A 17,422-nucleotide genomic window follows, 5' to 3' on the forward strand; every position below is an offset into this window, starting at 1 on the left:
GTTCCGGCGCGGGCCGCCCATAATGGAACGACCCGATGGATCAGGAGGTCCTGTGACCGGTACCGGCTCCGACCGTTCGCCGCGGGCCCGGCTGCGCGCGCTGCGCCCCGAGTCCTTCGGCGCGGATCCCACGGGCGAGCGCCTCGCCCGCATCCGCCGCTCGCCGAATTTCGCGGACGGGATCTTCCAGAACCCCGAACCGGCCCGACGCGGCCCCTCCGGCTCCGGCGTCGAGTTCGCCAAGATCTACTTCGACAAGGACGGACGGTCGCGCCGCGCCCCCACCGGCACGATCCCCGTCCACCCCACGACCCTGGCCGACCTGGCCAGGCCGCCGGTCACGGGCCTGCGCCTGACCTGGATGGGGCACTCCGGCGTCCTCGCGGAGATCGACGGCCACCGGGTCCTCTTCGACCCCGTCTGGGGCGAGCGTTGCTCCCCCTTCCCCTTCGCCGGGCCCAAGCGCCTCCACCCGGTGCCCGCGCCGCTCGCCGCGCTCGGTCCGGTCGACGTGGTCGTGATCTCGCACGACCACTACGACCACCTCGACCTGCCGACGATCAAGGCGCTCGCCACCACCGACACGCTCTTCGCGGTGCCCCTCGGCGTCGGCGCGCACCTGGAGCGCTGGGGCGTGCCCGCCTCCCGCCTGCGCGAACTGGACTGGAACGAGTCGACCGAGGTCGGCGAGCTGCGGCTCACGGCCACCCCGGCCCGGCACTTCTGCGGCCGCGGGCTGCGCAACCGGCAGATGACGCTCTGGGCCTCGTGGGTGGTGACGGGGCCCGCCCACCGGATCTTCCACAGCGGGGACACCGGCTACTTCTCCGGCTTCAAGGACATCGGCGCGACCCATGGCCCCTTCGACGCCACCATGATCCAGATCGGTGCCTACTCGGAGTTCTGGGCCGACATCCACATGACCCCGGCGGAGGGCATGCGGGCCCACCTGGACCTCCAGGGCGGCGGGCCGGCCGGTGTGATGCTGCCGATCCACTGGGGCACCTTCAACCTGGCCCCGCACCCGTGGGCCGAGCCGGGGGAGGGCACCGTCGAGGCCGCCGCCGGCGCCTCCCAGCGGGTCGCCCTGCCCGTTCCCGGCGAACCCTTCGAGCCGGGCGCCGAGCGGCTGCCCGAGACTCCCTGGTGGCGTCCGGTCGCCCGGATCCCGGCCGGCGGCTGGGGAGTCCCGGCTCTCACCGACGGTCACATGCCGCTGACGGGCGCGGCCGACGTGACCGCGGACCTGAACACCCGCGCGGACACCGGACGGGTGTCCGGGGAGCCCGGCGCGGACGGCGGCCTGGGTACGCCGGAGACCGCACGGACACCCTGACGGCGCGAGCGGACCGCGGCGGTCCGTACCCCTCCGGGGGATTCCGGTAGGGGTCGATTTCCGCAGAGGGCGGGGGCGCGGGAGCGCCTCCGCCCTCTTCCGTTCCCGGATCCCGCCCACGTTTTCCCGCCGCGGCATCGACTTTCGGCCGAACGTTCTCGGCCTGTCGTGCGACGGGCGATACCAGACCGGGCCGCTGTACGGGTAAGTTTGCCAACTGCGCACCGCACATGAACGGTTGACGACTACAGTGTGTGGTCGGTGATCATCGATAGGCTCATCGCACCCTTGTCGTCCACCCCCTGAAGTCCCCCCGAATCACCTCCGGAACCACCCCCGCAGCACACCCCGCAGTACACCGATTCCTGGGCACGTACCAAGGACACTCATGTCTCAACTTCGCGCACCCGCCTCGCGGTCAGATCGACGCGAGGGCGGGCGGCACGGCCGGTCAGGCGCCCGCTCCGCCCCCGGTACCCACACCAACCCCCCGGCACCGCCGTCCGCGCAGCACACGACGGAAGCCCGCATACGCCCCCAACTCCTGCGCACCTCCGTGCTCCCCGCCGTCGCGGTGGCACTGGGCGGGGCCGCGGCCGTCCTCTTCACCATCCGCTCCACCGGCGCCACCCCCACGCCCGGCCTCTGGGCCGCGCTCACCGGCGCCGCCGCCCTCACCGTCGCCTCCGTGACGGCCGCCGCGCTCGGCGCGGACAGGGTCGCCAAGTCGGTGCTGGACCGCTGCAACGCCCTGCGCCGCTCCAGCGCCCGCGGCCAGAGCGAACTGCGGACCGTCGTCGAACAGTTGCGCAGGGGAGAGGGGCCGCCGCCCCGCCCGGCGCCGCCGGCCGGCACCCCCTCCGGCGACGAGTTCGACCTGCTCTCCCACGAGCTGACGCGCTCCCACGAAGCCGCGGTCGCGGCCGTCGTGCAGGCGTCACGACTCTCCAGCAGCGTCGGGAACGAACAGAAGGTCGAGGTCTTCGTCAACCTCGCCCGGCGCCTGCAGTCCCTCGTCCACCGCGAGATCCAGCTCCTCGACGAGCTGGAGAACGAGGTCGAGGACCCGGAGCTGCTCAAGGGCCTGTTCCACGTCGACCACCTGGCCACCCGTATCCGCCGGCACGCGGAGAACCTCGCCGTGCTCGGTGGCGCCATCTCCCGGCGCCAGTGGTCCAACCCGGTCACCATGACCGAGGTGCTGCGCTCCTCCATCGCCGAGGTCGAGCAGTACCCGCGCGTGAAGCTCGTGCCGCCGATCGACGGTACGCTCCGGGGCCATGCCGTGGCCGACGTCATCCACCTCCTCGCCGAACTCGTCGAGAACGCGACGCTGTTCTCCGCGCCGCACACCACGGTGCTGCTCCGCGCGCAGTACGTCACGGCCGGCCTCGCCATCGAGGTCGAGGACCGCGGCCTCGGCATGCCCGTCACCGAGCAGAACAAGATGAACGCCCTGCTCGCCGATCCCGACCAGGTCAACGTCGCGCATCTGCTCCAGGACGGCCGGATCGGCCTCTTCGTCGTCTCGGCGCTCGCCCGCCGGCACGGCATCGCCGTACGCCTCCAGTCCAACATCTACGGCGGGGTCCAGGCCGTCCTCGTGCTACCGCAGGGACTCCTCGGCGCCGACCCCGAGGGACTCGCCCAGCACGAGCGCCAGGTCGCCGCGGCCGCGGGCTCCGCCGCGGTCCCGCCGAACCAGGTGCAGCTGCAGCCCCAGCAGGCGACGCAGTCGCCGTCGCACCAGCCGGCCACGAGCGCGCCCGCGGTCACCGCCCCCACGGCGGCCCCGGCCCCCCTCACGGCCCCTCTCACGGCTCCGACGACGGCTCCGATGACGGCCCCGGCACCGGCCCACCCCCAGGCCCCCGTGCCCGCGGCCATGAGTGCGGCCGCCACCGCACCCGTACCGCAGCCGGCCCCCTCCCCGGAGCGGGCCACCGCCCGCCACGCGGAGAGCCCCGCCGCCGACCCGCTCACCTACCCCCGTACGAGCGAGCGGTCGAACGGGTACGCGGACTCCGACCGCACCCCCGTGATACCGGCCCAGTCGGCCGGCGCCGCACCCACGGGCCCGCCGGCCTCCCTCCTGTCGCCGCTCCCCCCGGCGCCCGAGGCCAACGGCCGGCCCCTGCTCCCCAAGCGGCGAGCCCAGGAGCATCTCGTCCCGCAGCTGCGCGACGAGCCCGCGGCCCGCAAGCCCGAGGAGCACGCCCTGCACGACCCCGGCTTGATGGCCGCGTTCCAGCGCGGTATCGGTCTCGCCGAATCCCAGCCCGCCCCCCATGAACCGCTGCGTCCCGGCGACGCGCACAAGGAGTAGATGCACCATGGCGAGCAATGTGCCGACCGGCCATTCCTCGGACCTCGACTGGCTGCTGAGCGGACTGGTCCAGCGGGTCCCGTACACCCGCAACGCGGTTCTGCTCTCCTCCGACGGCCTCGTCAAATCCGTCCACGGTCTCGACCCCGACGCCGCCGACCACATGGCGGCCCTCGCCTCCGGGCTCTACTCGCTCGGTCGCAGCGCGGGCGCCCGGTTCGGCGACGGCGGTGAGGTCCGGCAGGTGGTCGTGGAGCTCGACTCCACCCTCCTGTTCGTCTCCACCGCCGGATCCGGCACCTGCCTGGCGGTCCTCGCCGGGCGGGAGGCGGACGCCGCGGTCCTCGGGTACGAGATGGCGATGCTCGTCAAGAGCGTCCGGCCGTACCTGGTCACCCCCGCCCGGCAGGCCGCCGGAGCGGTGGGTGGCATCGGGCAGTGAACGTGACGTCCCCTCAGGAAGGCCCCTGGCTCGACGACGCGGCCGGCCGGCTGATCCGCCCGTACACCGTCAGCGGTGGCCGGACCAAGCCGACCACCGCCCTGGACCTGCTGTCGATGGTGATGGCGACCGGATCGTCACCCCAGGCGCACATGGGCCCCGAGCACAGCCTGGCCCTCGGGCTGTGCGACGGGCCCACCTCGGTGGCCGAGATCGCGGCGCACTTACGGCTCCCGGCCGTGGTGACCAAGGTCCTGCTTTCCGACCTCGTGGACTGCGGGGCGCTCACCGCCCGCGCCCCCCGGTTCCACGCCAACCCAACCGACCGTTCCTTGCTGGAGGCAGTGCTCGATGGCCTACGACAACGGCTCTGAGCGCCACGACAGTTTCGCCGCCGACCCCTTCCCCACCGCGCTCAAGATCCTCGTGGCGGGAGGATTCGGGGTGGGCAAGACGACCCTCGTGGGCGCCGTCAGCGAGATCGAACCGCTGAGCACCGAGGAGCTGCTGACCTCGGTCAGCGCGGCCACCGACAGCCTGGAGGGCGTGGAGTCCAAGACCACGACCACCGTCGCCATGGACTTCGGCCGCATCACGCTCGACGACCGCAATGTGCTCTACCTCTTCGGCACCCCGGGCCAGGAACGTTTCTGGTTCATGTGGGACGAACTCTCCGAGGGCGCGCTCGGGGCGGTCGTCCTCGCCGACACCCGCAGGCTCCAGGAGTGCTTCTCCGCCGTGGACTTCTTCGAGCGGCGGGGCATCCGGTTCGTCGTGGCGGTCAACGAGTTCGACGGCTCCTACCGCTACGAACCGGACGAGGTACGGGCCGCGCTCGACCTCAAGCCGGAGGTGCCGGTCGTCCTCTGCGACGCCCGGATCTCCAGCTCCGGCATCCGCACCCTGCTGACCCTCGTCCAGCATCTCCTCACCACCATCCCGGCCACCGTGCCGAGCTATGGAGCCACGCCATGACGTACGACCCGACCGGTCACCTCCTGCTGACCCCCGTCGACAAGGACGCGCCCGCCCGTGTGCAGCGGCTGCGTGAACTCGGTCTCGGGGAGCGGCCGGAGCCGGCGTTCGACGAGTTCGCCCACCGCCTCGCCGACGTGACCGGGGCCCCGTTCTCGATGGTCAACTTCATCGACGAGAACCGGCAGTTCTTCGCCGGCCTGCACACCCCCGAGGGCACCCACTCGGGCAGCGACCTGGGCGCGGCCGCCGCGGGCGCCGGCGGCGTCGGCCGGTTCATGGCCCGCGACCACGGCTACTGCCCGCACGTCGTCGTGCGGCGCAAGGCACTCGTCCTCGAGGACGTCTGCGACTACCCGCGCTTCGCGGGGAACCCGGTCGTGGACGAGATCGGCATCCGCTCCTACATGGGGGCGCCGCTGATCGACCGCACCGGAGTGGCCCTCGGCACCATCTGCGTCGTCGACACCGACGTCCGGCCGTGGGGGCGCGCCGGACTCGAGACGATCAAGGCGATGGCCGCCGAGCTGATGGAGCAGATCCACCGCCGTGAGGACGGCATGTTCTGACCGGTTCCACCCGAGATGCCGGGAGCCCCGGTACGGCCGACGCCGTACCGGGGCTCCCGGCGTTCCACGGATGTCGGGCCCGGGTGCCGGGCGCGCACGGGTGTCAGGCGTGCACCGGCTCCAGTTCCGGCGTGCGGACCAGCTCGGAGAGCCGCTCCGACCAGCTGCCCTTGTCCTGGCCGAGGGCGACCTCGGCCAGGCGCAGCAGCTGGATGTCGGAGGTGCCGGCCGGGGCGAAGATGTGGTGCGCGTCCCGGAGGTACCGCTCGATGGCCCGGTCCGTGAAGAGACCGGCGGCGGCGTGGATCTCCATGGCGTTGCGGCCGGAGTCGATCGCCGACTCGACGTTGACGAGCTTGGCGTTCATCAGCTCGGCGTCGCAGGAAAGACCCTGGTCGAGCAGGTGCACGGCGTGGTACGCGGCGAGCCGGGCGGTCATCAGCCGGGACTGCATCTGGCCCAGCTTCAGCTTGACCGTGGGCAGGTCGTGGAGCGGCTTGCCGTACCGGATGCGCTCGGAGGCGAACCGGGTGGTCTCCTCGAGGATCGCCTGGTGGATGCCGAGCGAGACCGCGGTCAGGTTGGCCCGGCCGTAGAGCACGCTGGAGGAGTACGCGACGGAGAGGCCGTCGCCCTCGTCGCCGAGTCGGTTCGAGGCCGGAACCCGGCAGTTCTCGAAGATCAGCTCGCCGAAGCTGAAACCGTGGAGTCCCATGGCCTGCTGCTGGGGACCGGTCCTGAACCCCGGGCGATCGGATTCGACCAGGAAGGCCGTGAGTCCCTTCGAACCGGGACCGGTCCTGACCACGACGCCGTGCAGATCGCCTACGTGGCTGTTGCCGACGAAGACCTTGCTGCCGTTGAGGACGTAGTCGTCACCGTCGCGCACCGCGCTGGCGCTCATACCGAGGACGTGTCCGCCGGACTCGGGCTCGGTGACCGCGATGGTGGGCAGGCACTCACCGGCGGCGATCGCCGGGAGCCAGGTCTTCCGCTGCTCGTCGCTGCCGAAGTGGACGATCTTGGCGGTGCCCAGCTGAGAGGCCTGGACCATGGCACCCATGGCGCCGCTGACCCGGGACAGCTCCTCGATGATGATGGTCTTGGCCAGATGGCCCGCGCCCATGCCGCCGTACTCCTGGCCGATAGTCGCGCCCAGCCAGCCCTGCTCGGCGATCAGCCGTGACAGTTCGTGGTGGACCGTGCGGGACGCCTCCATCTCGGCTATCCGTGGCCGAACCTCACGCTCTGCGAAGTCACGGACCGTCTCCCTGAGCTGATGATGCAGTCGACTGCTGAAGTAGCCGTCCATTACGAGTCCCTCCCCTGCGAAACGCCTGATCGGTTGTCCGACCAGGTGGTGCATCGGCAGTGGTCCCGTCCCGAACAGGCCGACCACTTCATGGTGTTGATCTTTCCGGGACGGATCAATATCGCCACGAGATTTGTCCGAAACCCGAGCGGTTGACGATTGATACTGACTGTGTTTCGCGTGGTCTTGGCCTGCTCGGCCCGATCCGCAGTCCATTCCCCGTGGGCATCTTTCTGCCACATGCCAACGGCAACGAACCGGCGGTCATATGGCCATGAGAGCGTCCGGATCACCACATGAGCACCTTCGTCCCCAAGGAACCCTCGATTCCGGAATCCGCACGCCCTCTTCCTGCCCAGGTGGAACGCCCTCACGACCTCCCGCACGCCCTTCCGGGCCCGCCGAGGCGGGCGCGCGGGCGCACCCCCCGGCGTGAAGGCGCGTCACGGAGAGTGAACGTCCGGTACCCGGCGCGCGCCCCTTTCCGGGCGCCGGGAAAGGGTTCGTGACCACCAGGGAAAGTGCGGTATTGTTCTCATGCGCGCTCAGCCGGGGGAAACCCCAGGTCAGGCGGGTAACGGGACGTGGCGCAGCTTGGTAGCGCACTTGACTGGGGGTCAAGGGGTCGCAGGTTCAAATCCTGTCGTCCCGACTCGAAAGAGTCGTAGATCGAGGGGCCGCTTCAGAGTGATCTGAAGCGGCCCCTCGATCGTTTTCGGGGCCGGGCGCACCTCGGCCCCGCGGTCAGACGCGGCCCGCGCCTCCGAGCGCGGCCGGCCCGCACTCCTCCGGGAGGTTGCCGACGACCAGGGCGAACGCCTCCTCCAGGGTCTCCGCCCTGCCGAGGGTCCCCACGCCCTTGGGGCCGGCCACCCGGTACCGCCCGTCGGCACCCCGCGGATGGACCTGCCCGCCGACGTGGGCGGCCGGCATCCCGGTGCAGCTGCTGAAGTACATGACTCCATGACTGACCAGAGGGAAGAGCTGCCGCAGCCGCGGCCGCGCGTGAGCCGCGCGGACGGTCTCCGTGTCGATCAGGTCCTGGCCTCCGTCGAGGAGCAAGCGCCACTCCTCGGCCACGATCTCCGCGGCACTCCGCGTGTCGGCGTCGTCCGTCATCTCTCCGCTCTCATCTCATGTGCTTCGGAAGCTTCGAAAGGTCGGGCTGGATTTCCGGGATATCCGGCTTGGGAACCTCGATCCTCTCATTGTTCGAGTACCAGTCGATCTCCTCCCAGGGGCGGCCGAGACGCTCCTCGTCCGGCTCCCCCCAGGCCGCGTCCCCGTCGTACTGCCGCACGGCACGGGCGACCACACTCATCTCCCACGCGGTTCCGCCCACACCGGCGGGCGGGTAGTTGTCCTCGTGGCTCATGTTGAACTGGGAGCCGAAGACCGCGGCCTCCCGGAAGGCCTCCACGATGGTTTCCGGCGTGTTCCAATTCCCCACCTCGCCACGGCTGTTCGGCATCCCGTCGAGCGTGATGGACAGCCTCGTCCCCCGGTCGGCGACCGCGCCGGAGACATTGGTCATCCAGTCCGGCGGCGTGCCGTACGCGTAGTCGTTGCCGTTGTACGTGTGGGCCCCCGGATCCCTCTCGCGCTCGGGGTCGTGATCCGGGTCGTCGGGGTCGTTGCGCAGATACCGGGCCAATTCGTTCGACGCGTGGGTGGGCGGCCGGTTCGGCCCGAGGACGACGCTGTGCCGGGGCTTGTCCGCGCCCCGGTGCGGGCATCCTGCCAGGCCCAGCGGGTCGATCCACCTGGTCGGATTCTCCACGTACGACACCGAGTTCGGCGCCGGTACGAGGCCGAGCGGGTCCGGGGAGACGTAACGGCCCGACGCGGGGTCGTAGTGGCGGTGGCGGTTGTAGTGGAGCTGGGACTCCGGGTCGAAGTACTGGCCGGGGAAGCGCAGCGGGGTGTACGCCGTCGCGTCCCGGTTCCAGGTGGTGGTTCCCCACAGGGTCGCGCGGGTGCGCCAGGCGATGCCGCCGGACTCGTCGACGAGTTCGCGGGGAGTGCCGACCAGATCCGTGACGATCGCGAAGAAGCGGCGGTCGACCTCCGCGCTGTCCAGGAACCGGCGTTCGACCTGGGTGAGCGGCTTGGAGCCGTCGTGGTCCCAGGTGATCGCGACGCTCTCCGGTGCGCCCGGAGCGCGGGTCGACTGCTCGCAGAGGGTGTCGCCGTCCCAGGTGAACAGCGTCTCCTCGACGACGGTGACCCCGTCGTCCGCGAGGCGCCGCTTGGCGACGCGCCGGCCCAGCGCGTCGTACAGATACCGCCAGCGTGTGCCGTCCGGGGTGGTGACGGCGATCAGCCGGTCCTCGGCGTCCCAGTCGTAACGCCAGGTGTCCGGCTTGCGGGAGAGGCGGGCCTTCTGCCGCAGCACCACCCGGCCCTGGGCGTCGTGCTCGTAGCGGATCGCGCCGGCGCGGACGATGCGGGTGCCGCTGTACTCCCGGGCGCCATCGGCCGTTCCCGCGCCGGGCCAGGAGGCGTGCGTCTGGTTGCCGGCCTCGTCGTAGGCGTACCGCTCCGTCCAGTTCTCGGCCCTGAGGCCGGTGACCCGGCCCTGTGCGGTCAGTTCGAACTGCCGGTGACCGGCCAGACGATCGTCGACGGCGGTGAGGTGGCCGTCTGGACGGTAGGTGTACGCGCGCTGCTGGACGAGCCCGGCTTCGGCCGTCCGGACGTGCTGGCCGGTGAGGCGGCCCACGGCGTCATAGGCGTGGTCGATGGTGAGCGTGGCGCCGACGCGCCGCGTGGTCTCAAGACCGGACGCGTCGAACTCGAAGTCGACCCGGTACCCCGAGGCGTCCAGGCGCGCGGTGGAGCCGGCCGGGTAGGACCAGGAGCTGACCGCCCCGGACGGCGTGGTGCGCCGCACAGTGCGCCCCGCCGCGTCGTACGCGCGGGTCAGCGTCCGGCCGTCGACCGTCTCCTCCAGCACCCGGCCCGAGACGTCGCGGACGTACGACAACTCGGAGTCGGGGCCGATGGCACCGGCCAGACGGCCCAGGGCGTCGTAGCGGAAGCGGGTGACCGCCCCTTCGGCGTCCTTCGCGACGAGCCGGCCGCCGGCATCCCGCACGTAACGGACCGTCTGCCCCGCCCCGTTGGTCCGTGAGGCGAGCCGCCCGAACCCGTCGTACGTGTAGCCGAGGGTGCGCCCGTCGAAGTCGGTCTCGGCGGTCAGCAGACCGGCACGGTCGTAGCTGTAGGACCAGGTGAGGCCCTGCGGGTTCGTGACGTGCGTCAGGCGCAGTTCGGTGTCGTGCGTGAACTCGTGGCGCGCCCCGTCCGGTGTCGTCCTGGCGCTCACCAGGTCGAAGTGGGTGTACTCGAAGCGGGTCTCGCCGCCCATCGCGTCGATGTGCAGGACACAGTTGCCCTCGCCGTCGTACGCCCAGGTCTGCGTGGCCCCGTCCGGTTCGGTACGTCGGGCGAGCCGGCCCTCGACGGTCCACTCCAGTTCGGTGCTGCGGCCCTGCGGGTCGGTGATCCGCACGGGCCGGCCGAACGCGTCGCGGAGGTAACGGGTGACCCCGCCGTGCTGACCGCGCACCGCGAGCGGGAGACCCGCAGGGTCGTTCTCCACCCGGTCCACGGCGCCCAGCGAGTCGTCGACCCCGGTGAGTCGGCCGCGGGAGTCGTAACTGAGTCTGGTCGTCGTCCCGTTGGGGCGGGTGAACAGGGCCGGGTTGCCGTTCTCGTCGTACTCCTGCCGGGACACCGAACCGTCCGGGCCGGTGACGACCGTGATCTGGTTCAGCTCGTTGTACTCGACCCCGGCCGAGCTGCCGTCCGGGTGCGCGACGCCGGTGAGGTTGCCGCGCTCGTCGTAGGTGTACGCCGTGGTCCGCCCGGCCGGGTCGGTGCGGGTGGCCAGCCGGTCATGGCGGTCCCACGTCTGGCGGACGGTGCCGCCGGACTGGTCTGTCACGGAGAGGACGCGGAGGCGGTCGTCGAGGACGTAGACCTTGGACCCGCCGGTGGAGTCCGTGAACCGGGTGATCCGGTCGCCGGTGGAGGGGTGGACGTCGTACGCGAACGTCGACGACAGATAGCCGTTCGGGCCGATCGTACGGGCGACCCTGCCCTCGACGTCGTACTCGTACCGGAACGTGGAGCCGTTCCGGTCCGTCCACGAGGTGATGCGGCCGTCCGGGTCGTAGCCGAACCGCATCGGCAGGTCGGAGGAGTTGATGACCTGGGTGAGCCGGCCCGACTCGTCGTAGCCGTAGCGCATCACGGTCCGGGGGCCGTCGGGCGTGCGGAGGGCGAGTTCCCGCAGCCTGCCGTCCTCGGACGCGAGCGTCGCCAGGTATCCGCCGGAGTGGGACACGGCGGTGGGCGCGCCGTCGCCCCGCCGGCTGATGGTGATCCGGTTGCCGCCGCGGTCCTCGATCTCGGTGAGCCAGTACGCCGAGGACTCGTGGTACGGGCTTCCGGCGAAGGTGCGGATCACTCCGGTGCGCGGGTCGGTGACGCGGTACGTGGTCACGGCATCGTCCTGGTCGCCGTGCCGGAGGGCCACGCGGGGACCCTCCACGGGAAGGACCGGGTCCGCCGCACCGGGCGCGGGGAGCGCCGGGAACCACAGGACCGATCCGTCCTCGCGCGCCCAGAAGGCGCCCTGCCCGGACGGGGCCGGTTCGAGCCGCTCGTCGAGGGTCGAGGCCCAACTGGGACCGAACCAGTGGCCGTAGCGGTACGTCGACAGATGGGTGCGCCGCAGGAGCAGCGGCAGGACGCCCGCCAAGGACAGGTCGACCTGCTCCATCGTCATCTCACCGGAGGCGATGTCGACGGGGTCGCCTTCGCAGGTGCGGTCGCGCATCTCGATGCTCTTGCCGCGGGGGTCGGACGTGCTGTCCTTGAGAGGCTCCGGCCTGGCGCGCGTGTCGGAGCCGGGCCCCTTGCCGCCCTTCCCGTGTCCGGTGGAGTCCTTGCCCTTGCCGTCGTCGTCCTTGCGTTCGCGGGCGAGGCGGTCGCGGACGGCGTCGTCGTTGCTCTTGTGATCCTTGGATATGCGCTTGACGGCGTTGGGGAGGGTTTCGCCGACGTGGTCGCCCATGGTCTTGGCGGACTTCACGAGGGCGCCCATGGCCTTCTCGATGACGGGGTCGAGGGCGTTGGCGATGTCGTCGCGGCCCTTGTTACGGCCCTGCGCGGACTTCGCCTTGGTGAGCTTGCCGGTGGTCTTGCCGTGGATGCCGACGCTCACGCCGCTCAGCTTCGTGCCGGCGTTGTCGTGCTCGTCGTGCTCGATGTGGAAGCCCTTGCCCTTGGCGCCTCCGCCTCCGCCTCCGGCGCCGCTTCCGGCGGAGGCGAGGTTCAGACCCTCTTTCCCGGCCTGCTTCGTCTGGTCGAGGTCCACACCGTTCTGGACACCCAGGGCGTCCATGCTGACCTGGACCACCAGGTCCGCGGCCATGTTCTCCAGCGCCGCCACGGCCGGCTCGGTCATCACACCGACGATGTGACCGACCGCCTCCTCCATCGCGCCCGTGATGAACTTCAGCAGCTGCTTCTTCGTAAAGGCGATCGCACCGGCACCCAGCAGTGCCGACAGGCCACCGGTCACCGGGATCAGCGCCATGGCCAGGCCGGTCTGGCCCGCCAGGACCCCGAGCTCCGCGACCGCCTTCCACTTCATGGCCTCGATCGCACCGGCCGCCATGTCCAGCGCGCCCGCGATCGTCCGGGCCGCGGACACCATGTCGTTGAGGTGCTTGCCCTTGACCTTGCCCCAGTGCTCGTTCAGCGCGTCCATCGCCTCGCCGTGGCCCGACGACAGCAGACGCTCCATATGGTTGTTGGCGAGCTGGCCGTCGTCGGCGAGGTCGTCCGCGAACTCCCGGAGCGCGTCCGCCATCTCCCGGTAGGCGTCCTCGTCGACGTTGGGCCAGTTGACCCCCACCAGGTCGAGCAGTGTGTCCGCCCAGTCCGGCACCGTGACTGCCATGATGGAAATTCCCCCGTGCGTACGTCTGTTCGCGGAATGCAAGTGCGAACACCTTGTCATGAGCCATCGCAGTTGATCAACGCGACCTCTCCCTCGTCCGGTCCGACCGCGCCTCTGTTGTCGCCGAGTCCGGTCACGGCCGGGGCGTCGTCAGTGCCCGCTGGCAGGATGGTGCTCAACGACTTGTCGGGAGGTGAGTTGATCCGGGGGGAGGTCCACGTCGACGGGGAGCGGGTGGACTACCACTGGTGGAACCGCTTGGGCATGGGTGTCGAGATCGACCTCACCCGCGAGCAGTTCGGGCCGGAGGAGACCGTCACGGGAGGCGTCGTGATCGCCCGCCCGCCCGTGACCGAATGGCGCAGGCTTCGTCAGGAGTACGAGCTTCTCCGCGACCGCGTGGCGGAGAAGCTCGATCGGCGGGAGGTGACGGCCTCTGCGGCTGTGTCGCATCAGCCGGTCTGAACCTGCGGGGATGTCCCGTCAGCCGGCCCAGCGGCCCGTCAGGAAGGTGAGGGTGAGGACCGTGCTCAGGGGGGCGACCAGGCAGACGTACACCGTCGTCGTCGTTCTGCCGCGCAGGGTCCCGACGGCGAGGCCGATCCACAGGGGCCACCACAGCAGGGTGCTGCGGGCGACGGACATGTACCAGTACGAGGTGCCGAGCGCCCACAGCGTCAGCGCGATGTACACGGCTTCCGGCCAGCGGCGCCGGCGGACGAGAAGGGCCAGGAGCACCAGGCCGAGGACCATGGCGGCGAGGTCCGCCTGGAAGAGGGCGGCGTAGCCGGTGGCCTGGGTGTGGGCGAAGGCCTCGTGCCAGGTCTGGGCCCAGGCTTCCCAGGGGGCGCGGAAGTGGCGGTACCAGCCGCGCTCCTGGGCGTGCTTCCACGCCGTCCAGTCGCCGGTCCGCTCGTACAGGTACCAGAAGTAGAGGAGCGCCGGCAGTGCCGGCAGCGCGAGGAGTGCCGCGCGCCGCCGCCGCGTGCGTACGGTCATGAGGAAGTGGACGGCGAGGGCGGCGGCGAGGAAGAGACCGCTGATGCGGACGGTCGTGGCACCGGCGGCGAGGAGTGCGGCGAGCGGCCAGCGGTGCCGCTGGGCGGCGAGCCACGCGGGCAGGGCGAAAGCCAGGAAAAGGGCCTCGCTGTATCCGGCGGCGAGGAAGACCGCGCAGGGGGACAGCAGGAGGAACAGGGCGGCGCGTCTTCCCGCGTGCGCGCCGGGCAGGTGGAGTTCGGCGATCCGGGCCAGCGCCACCACGGCGACCGCGCCGGCGACGAAGGAGATGAGCAGACCGGCGACGGTCCAGTCGGCGACCACGGTGTGCACCGCCCGCAGGAGCAGCGGGAAGCCGGGGAAGAAGGCCTCCCTGTTGTCCCCGTGGCCGGGGCCGGGGCCGGGGCCGGTTCCGTCCTCGCCGGGGAAGTAGCCGTCCCGGGCTATGTGGAGGAAGTGCCCCCAGTCCCAGCGCTCGAAGGACGCGAGCACCGGCTCGGGCGCTCGGGCGTCGCCGTCGGAGGGGAACAGCCAGCGGGTGCAGTACGCGGTCGTCCAGAGGGCCGCTCTTGTCAGCAGGTACAGCCCCAGGACCTCGCGGTCGACCGGCCGCAGACGGGACAGGGCGGGTCCGGGCAGCGTCTCCCCGCGGGGTGCTGCGGGGTCCGCCCCTACGGGGGCATGCCTCGGGGAGGCGGGTGCCGTGACAGGCATGGGTGAGGTCTCTCCGTGGGTACGGGGAAGGGCCGGGCGGCGCCACACGTGTGGGTCGTCCGGAAGCGGGGGCGCGAGGTGTCAGCTGTGGAGGGTCGTCGTGCCCGGGGTCGTGGGCGGGAACGAGCGGTCCGCCTCCGTCTCCGTGGGCCGGGGCCCCGGGGGAGTCGTGGTGGATCCCGGCTGAGGTGGGGAAGGACTGGTCGCCGGCAGGGTGGGGCCGGGGTCCGCGGGCACGAGTCCGACCGCCGTGACCACGCCGAGGGCGGCGACGGCGCTCGCCGTGACCAGGGCGAGGGTCACGCGACGCCGGTGGGATCGCCTGCCCCGCTCGACGACCTGCGCGACGGGCAGGGGCGCGGCGTGCCGTCGGCCGTGATCGGCGGCTGCCCGGAACAGGTTCCTCAGGGACGGGTCGTCGATGTCGTCATGCACCGGGAGCCTCCTGCACGTTGTCCCGCAGCCGGTCGGCCAGGGCGGCGCGCCCGCGGCCGAGGTGGGTCTTGACCGTGCTGGCGGACAGCCCGGTCTCGCCCGTGATCTGCTCGACGGTGAGGTCGCACAGGTAGTGGAGGGCGATGGTGCGCCGCTGCTGGGCCGGAAGCGTGCGCAGTGCCTCGACCAGCACCACGTGCTCCGGCCCAGGGCCTGGCATGTCGGCCGGGGCCGCTCGGCGGCTCCAGGCCTCGGCCGTACGGCGCCGAAAGCGCCATCGGCTCACGGCCAGACGCCAGGCGACCTTCCGGACCCACGCCTCCGGTCCGCCGTCGCGGTCGAGCTGCCGTCGCCGGTTCCAGCCCTTGATGAACGCTTCCTGGACAACGTCTTCAGCCTCCTGCAGGTCGCCGAGCATGACGTAGAGCTGCCCGGTGAGCCGCCCGACCGCCTGGACGTAGAACGCTTCGAACTCTTCGACGGTCAACGGCAACTCCCGGGTCTCTCGCTTCACCGGGCATACGCCTGGCAGGGCCTCGACGGTCTACAGCGATCCCGAAGAGGGTGCGTGAGCCCCGTCACACCGCAGGGGCGGGGCCGTTCAGTCCCGGTCGACCAGGACGGCGGTGCCCTGGCCGACGCCGACGCACATGGTGGCGAGGCCGTGGCGGTCGCCGGTGCGGTGCATGCGGTGGAGGAGGGTGGTGAGCAGGCGGGCGCCGGAGCCGCCCAGCGGGTGGCCGAGGGCGATCGCGCCGCCCTGGGGGTTGACCCGGTCGGGGTCGATGCCGAGCTCGCGGACGCAGGCCAGGGCCTGGGCGGCGAAGGCCTCGTTGAACTCGGCGGTGTCGATGTCCGTGAGGGCGCGGCCCGTCCGGGCGAGCACCCGCCGCACGGCGGGGACCGGGCCGATGCCCATGACGTCCGGGTGGACGCCGGCGCTGGCGCCGGCCACGTAGCGGCCGAGCGGCTCGAGGCCCAGCTCGTGGAGGACGTCCTCGGTGACGAGCAGCAGCGCGGCGGCGCCGTCGTTCATCGGTGAGGCGTTGCCGGCGGTCACGGTGCCGTCGGGCCGGAAGACCGGCTTGAGGGCGGCCAGCTTCTCCGCGGTGGTGTCGGGCCTGATCGACTCGTCGTGGGTGACGACGGTGCCGTCCGGGAGGGTGACGGGGACGGTCTCGGCGTCGAACAGGCCGTCCTTGCGGGCCGCGGCGGCGAGCCGGTGGCTGCGCAGGGCGAAGGCGTCCTGGTCCTCGCGGCTGACGCCGTACCGGGCGGCGACCTCCTCGGCCGTCTCGCCCATGGACAGCACCCCGTGGAGCTCCGCCATCCGGGGGTTGGTCATCCGCCAGCCGAGCTTGGTGTCGTGGATCGTCTGGTGGTGGGGGAGCGCCTGTTCGGCCCGGGGGAGGACGAAGGGGGCGCGGCTCATCGACTCCGAGCCGCCGGCCAGCACGATGTCGGCCTCGCCGGACGCGATGGCGCGGGCGGCGGTGGTGACCGCCTCCAGGCCGGAGGCGCAGAGCCGGTTGAGGGTGGCGCCGGGGACGGTGTCCGGGAGTCCGGCGAGCAGCACCGCCATCCTGGCCACGTTGCGGTTGTCCTCGCCGGACTGGTTGGCGGCGCCCCAGTAGACGTCGTCGATCCGCGCCGGGTCGAGCGCCGGCACCGTGTCCAGGACCGCGCGGACGGCGGTCGCGGCGAGGTCGTCGGGCCGGACGCCGGAGAGGGCGCCACGGAGGCGGCCGATCGGGGTGCGTCTGGCGGCGGCGAAGTACACGGGGCGCATGGTCACGGCTCCAAGGGGTGGCGAAGGCCTTAAACTAGCGGCGCAAGTTTTTAGGACTGTAGCCCCTGAGGTGCCGCTCCGGTCAATACGTACACGCTCCCGGGCAGGTGAGCGGGCGGTGGTGCACGGCGTCCCCGGGTCACCAGCCGAAGCGGCGGTCGACCAGGGCGGCGAACTCCTCGAACGACAGGACGCGGTCGCCGTTCTGGTCGGCCGCGTCGAACAGGGCCGAGGAGTCGTCGGCGTTCCCCACGCCCCAGGCGGGGATCACTCCCTGCGCGGCGAGGGTCGGGCCCTTGGCCAGCAGGGCGCTGATCACCTCGGCGCGGGTCAGCGTCCCGTCGTGGTCGAGGTCGAGCGCGTCGAAGAGAGTGCGGGCCTTGTCGCTCATGGTGTGTCCTCTTCCGTGGGGCCGGGGTGTCGTGTCGGCCGACGCGTCCCTGTCCGGAAGGACGCGGGGTTGGCCCCGCACGTTGCCTCAGAGGGTGACCTGCCGCCCGGAGAGTTGTCCACAGGTTCCGGTTGTCCACAGGTTCCCGCGGAGGCGCCGA

The 17,422-nt window shown here is 71.7% G+C and carries 15 protein-coding genes and 1 tRNA gene; 8 read left to right on the forward strand and 8 right to left on the reverse strand.

Annotated features, from left to right (window positions below; all coding sequences use genetic code 11):
• The first annotated feature begins 22 nt into the window (after positions 1 to 22).
• The 6 genes from ABT034_RS06640 (at position 23) to ABT034_RS06665 (ending at position 5,648) form a co-directional block, all read left to right on the forward strand.
• Positions 23 to 1,336 carry an MBL fold metallo-hydrolase gene (locus ABT034_RS06640; RefSeq protein WP_502972810.1) on the forward strand — a complete coding sequence of 438 codons (1,314 nt, stop codon included), beginning with the start codon at positions 23 to 25 and terminating at the stop codon, positions 1,334 to 1,336.
• Between the two features lie 388 nt (positions 1,337 to 1,724).
• Positions 1,725 to 3,662 carry an ATP-binding protein gene (locus tag ABT034_RS06645; RefSeq protein ID WP_351211925.1) on the forward strand — a complete coding sequence of 646 codons (1,938 nt, stop codon included), beginning with the start codon at positions 1,725 to 1,727 and terminating at the stop codon, positions 3,660 to 3,662.
• A 7-nt stretch (positions 3,663 to 3,669) separates the two neighbouring features.
• On the forward strand, positions 3,670 to 4,104 hold the full coding sequence (locus tag ABT034_RS06650; protein WP_030313740.1) for a roadblock/LC7 domain-containing protein: 435 nt from the start codon (positions 3,670 to 3,672) through the stop codon (positions 4,102 to 4,104).
• A 2-nt stretch (positions 4,105 to 4,106) separates the two neighbouring features.
• Entirely contained in the window at positions 4,107 to 4,478 is a 372-nt protein-coding gene (locus ABT034_RS06655; RefSeq protein ID WP_073812833.1) for a DUF742 domain-containing protein, read from the forward strand.
• Positions 4,456 to 5,079, forward strand: a complete 624-nt coding sequence (locus tag ABT034_RS06660; RefSeq protein ID WP_351211927.1) for a GTP-binding protein — start codon at positions 4,456 to 4,458, stop codon at positions 5,077 to 5,079. The genes ABT034_RS06655 and ABT034_RS06660 overlap by 23 nt, the downstream gene beginning before the upstream one ends.
• Complete coding sequence (locus ABT034_RS06665) at positions 5,076 to 5,648, forward strand: GAF domain-containing protein (RefSeq protein ID WP_351211929.1); 573 nt, start codon at positions 5,076 to 5,078, stop codon at positions 5,646 to 5,648. The genes ABT034_RS06660 and ABT034_RS06665 overlap by 4 nt, the downstream gene beginning before the upstream one ends.
• A gap of 103 nt (positions 5,649 to 5,751) precedes the next feature.
• Here the strand turns inward: ABT034_RS06665 and ABT034_RS06670 are convergent, their stop codons facing one another.
• Positions 5,752 to 6,960: an acyl-CoA dehydrogenase family protein gene (locus ABT034_RS06670; RefSeq protein ID WP_351211931.1), complete on the reverse strand. Its 1,209-nt coding sequence runs from the start codon at positions 6,958 to 6,960 to the stop codon at positions 5,752 to 5,754.
• Between the two features lie 578 nt (positions 6,961 to 7,538).
• On the opposite strand from ABT034_RS06670, the gene ABT034_RS06675 reads away from it, so the two are divergent.
• Positions 7,539 to 7,612, forward strand: a tRNA-Pro gene (locus ABT034_RS06675).
• 92 nt (positions 7,613 to 7,704) lie between these two features.
• Here the strand turns inward: ABT034_RS06675 and ABT034_RS06680 are convergent.
• Positions 7,705 to 8,079, reverse strand: a complete 375-nt coding sequence (locus ABT034_RS06680; RefSeq protein WP_351211933.1) for a DUF6193 family natural product biosynthesis protein — start codon at positions 8,077 to 8,079, stop codon at positions 7,705 to 7,707.
• A 10-nt stretch (positions 8,080 to 8,089) separates the two neighbouring features.
• On the reverse strand, positions 8,090 to 12,934 hold the full coding sequence (locus ABT034_RS06685) for an RHS repeat-associated core domain-containing protein (protein WP_351211935.1): 4,845 nt from the start codon (positions 12,932 to 12,934) through the stop codon (positions 8,090 to 8,092).
• 36 nt (positions 12,935 to 12,970) lie between these two features.
• On the opposite strand from ABT034_RS06685, the gene ABT034_RS06690 reads away from it, so the two are divergent.
• Positions 12,971 to 13,399: a YunG family protein gene (locus tag ABT034_RS06690; protein ID WP_502972811.1), complete on the forward strand. Its 429-nt coding sequence runs from the start codon at positions 12,971 to 12,973 to the stop codon at positions 13,397 to 13,399.
• An 18-nt stretch (positions 13,400 to 13,417) separates the two neighbouring features.
• Here ABT034_RS06690 and ABT034_RS06695 read toward each other — a convergent pair whose 3' ends face one another.
• The 5 genes from ABT034_RS06695 to ABT034_RS06715 form a co-directional block, all read right to left on the reverse strand.
• Positions 13,418 to 14,647 (reverse strand): mannosyltransferase family protein, encoded by a 1,230-nt coding sequence (locus tag ABT034_RS06695; RefSeq protein WP_351211937.1) that lies wholly within the window; start codon positions 14,645 to 14,647, stop codon positions 13,418 to 13,420.
• An 81-nt stretch (positions 14,648 to 14,728) separates the two neighbouring features.
• The gene (locus tag ABT034_RS06700) at positions 14,729 to 15,082 is read right to left on the reverse strand and encodes a hypothetical protein (RefSeq protein WP_351211939.1); all 354 of its coding nucleotides are present in this window, start codon (positions 15,080 to 15,082) and stop codon (positions 14,729 to 14,731) included.
• Positions 15,075 to 15,569 (reverse strand): SigE family RNA polymerase sigma factor, encoded by a 495-nt coding sequence (locus ABT034_RS06705; protein WP_351211941.1) that lies wholly within the window; start codon positions 15,567 to 15,569, stop codon positions 15,075 to 15,077. Before ABT034_RS06705 ends, ABT034_RS06700 begins: the two co-directional genes overlap by 8 nt.
• A 114-nt stretch (positions 15,570 to 15,683) precedes the next feature.
• Positions 15,684 to 16,871: a thiolase family protein gene (locus tag ABT034_RS06710; protein WP_351211943.1), complete on the reverse strand. Its 1,188-nt coding sequence runs from the start codon at positions 16,869 to 16,871 to the stop codon at positions 15,684 to 15,686.
• A gap of 139 nt (positions 16,872 to 17,010) precedes the next feature.
• Entirely contained in the window at positions 17,011 to 17,262 is a 252-nt protein-coding gene (locus ABT034_RS06715; RefSeq protein WP_351211945.1) for an EF-hand domain-containing protein, read from the reverse strand.
• Between the last annotated feature and the right edge of the window lie 160 nt (positions 17,263 to 17,422).

The organism is Streptomyces sp. NPDC002773 (genome assembly GCF_040295605.1).
Lineage (GTDB): Bacteria > Actinomycetota > Actinomycetes > Streptomycetales > Streptomycetaceae > Streptomyces.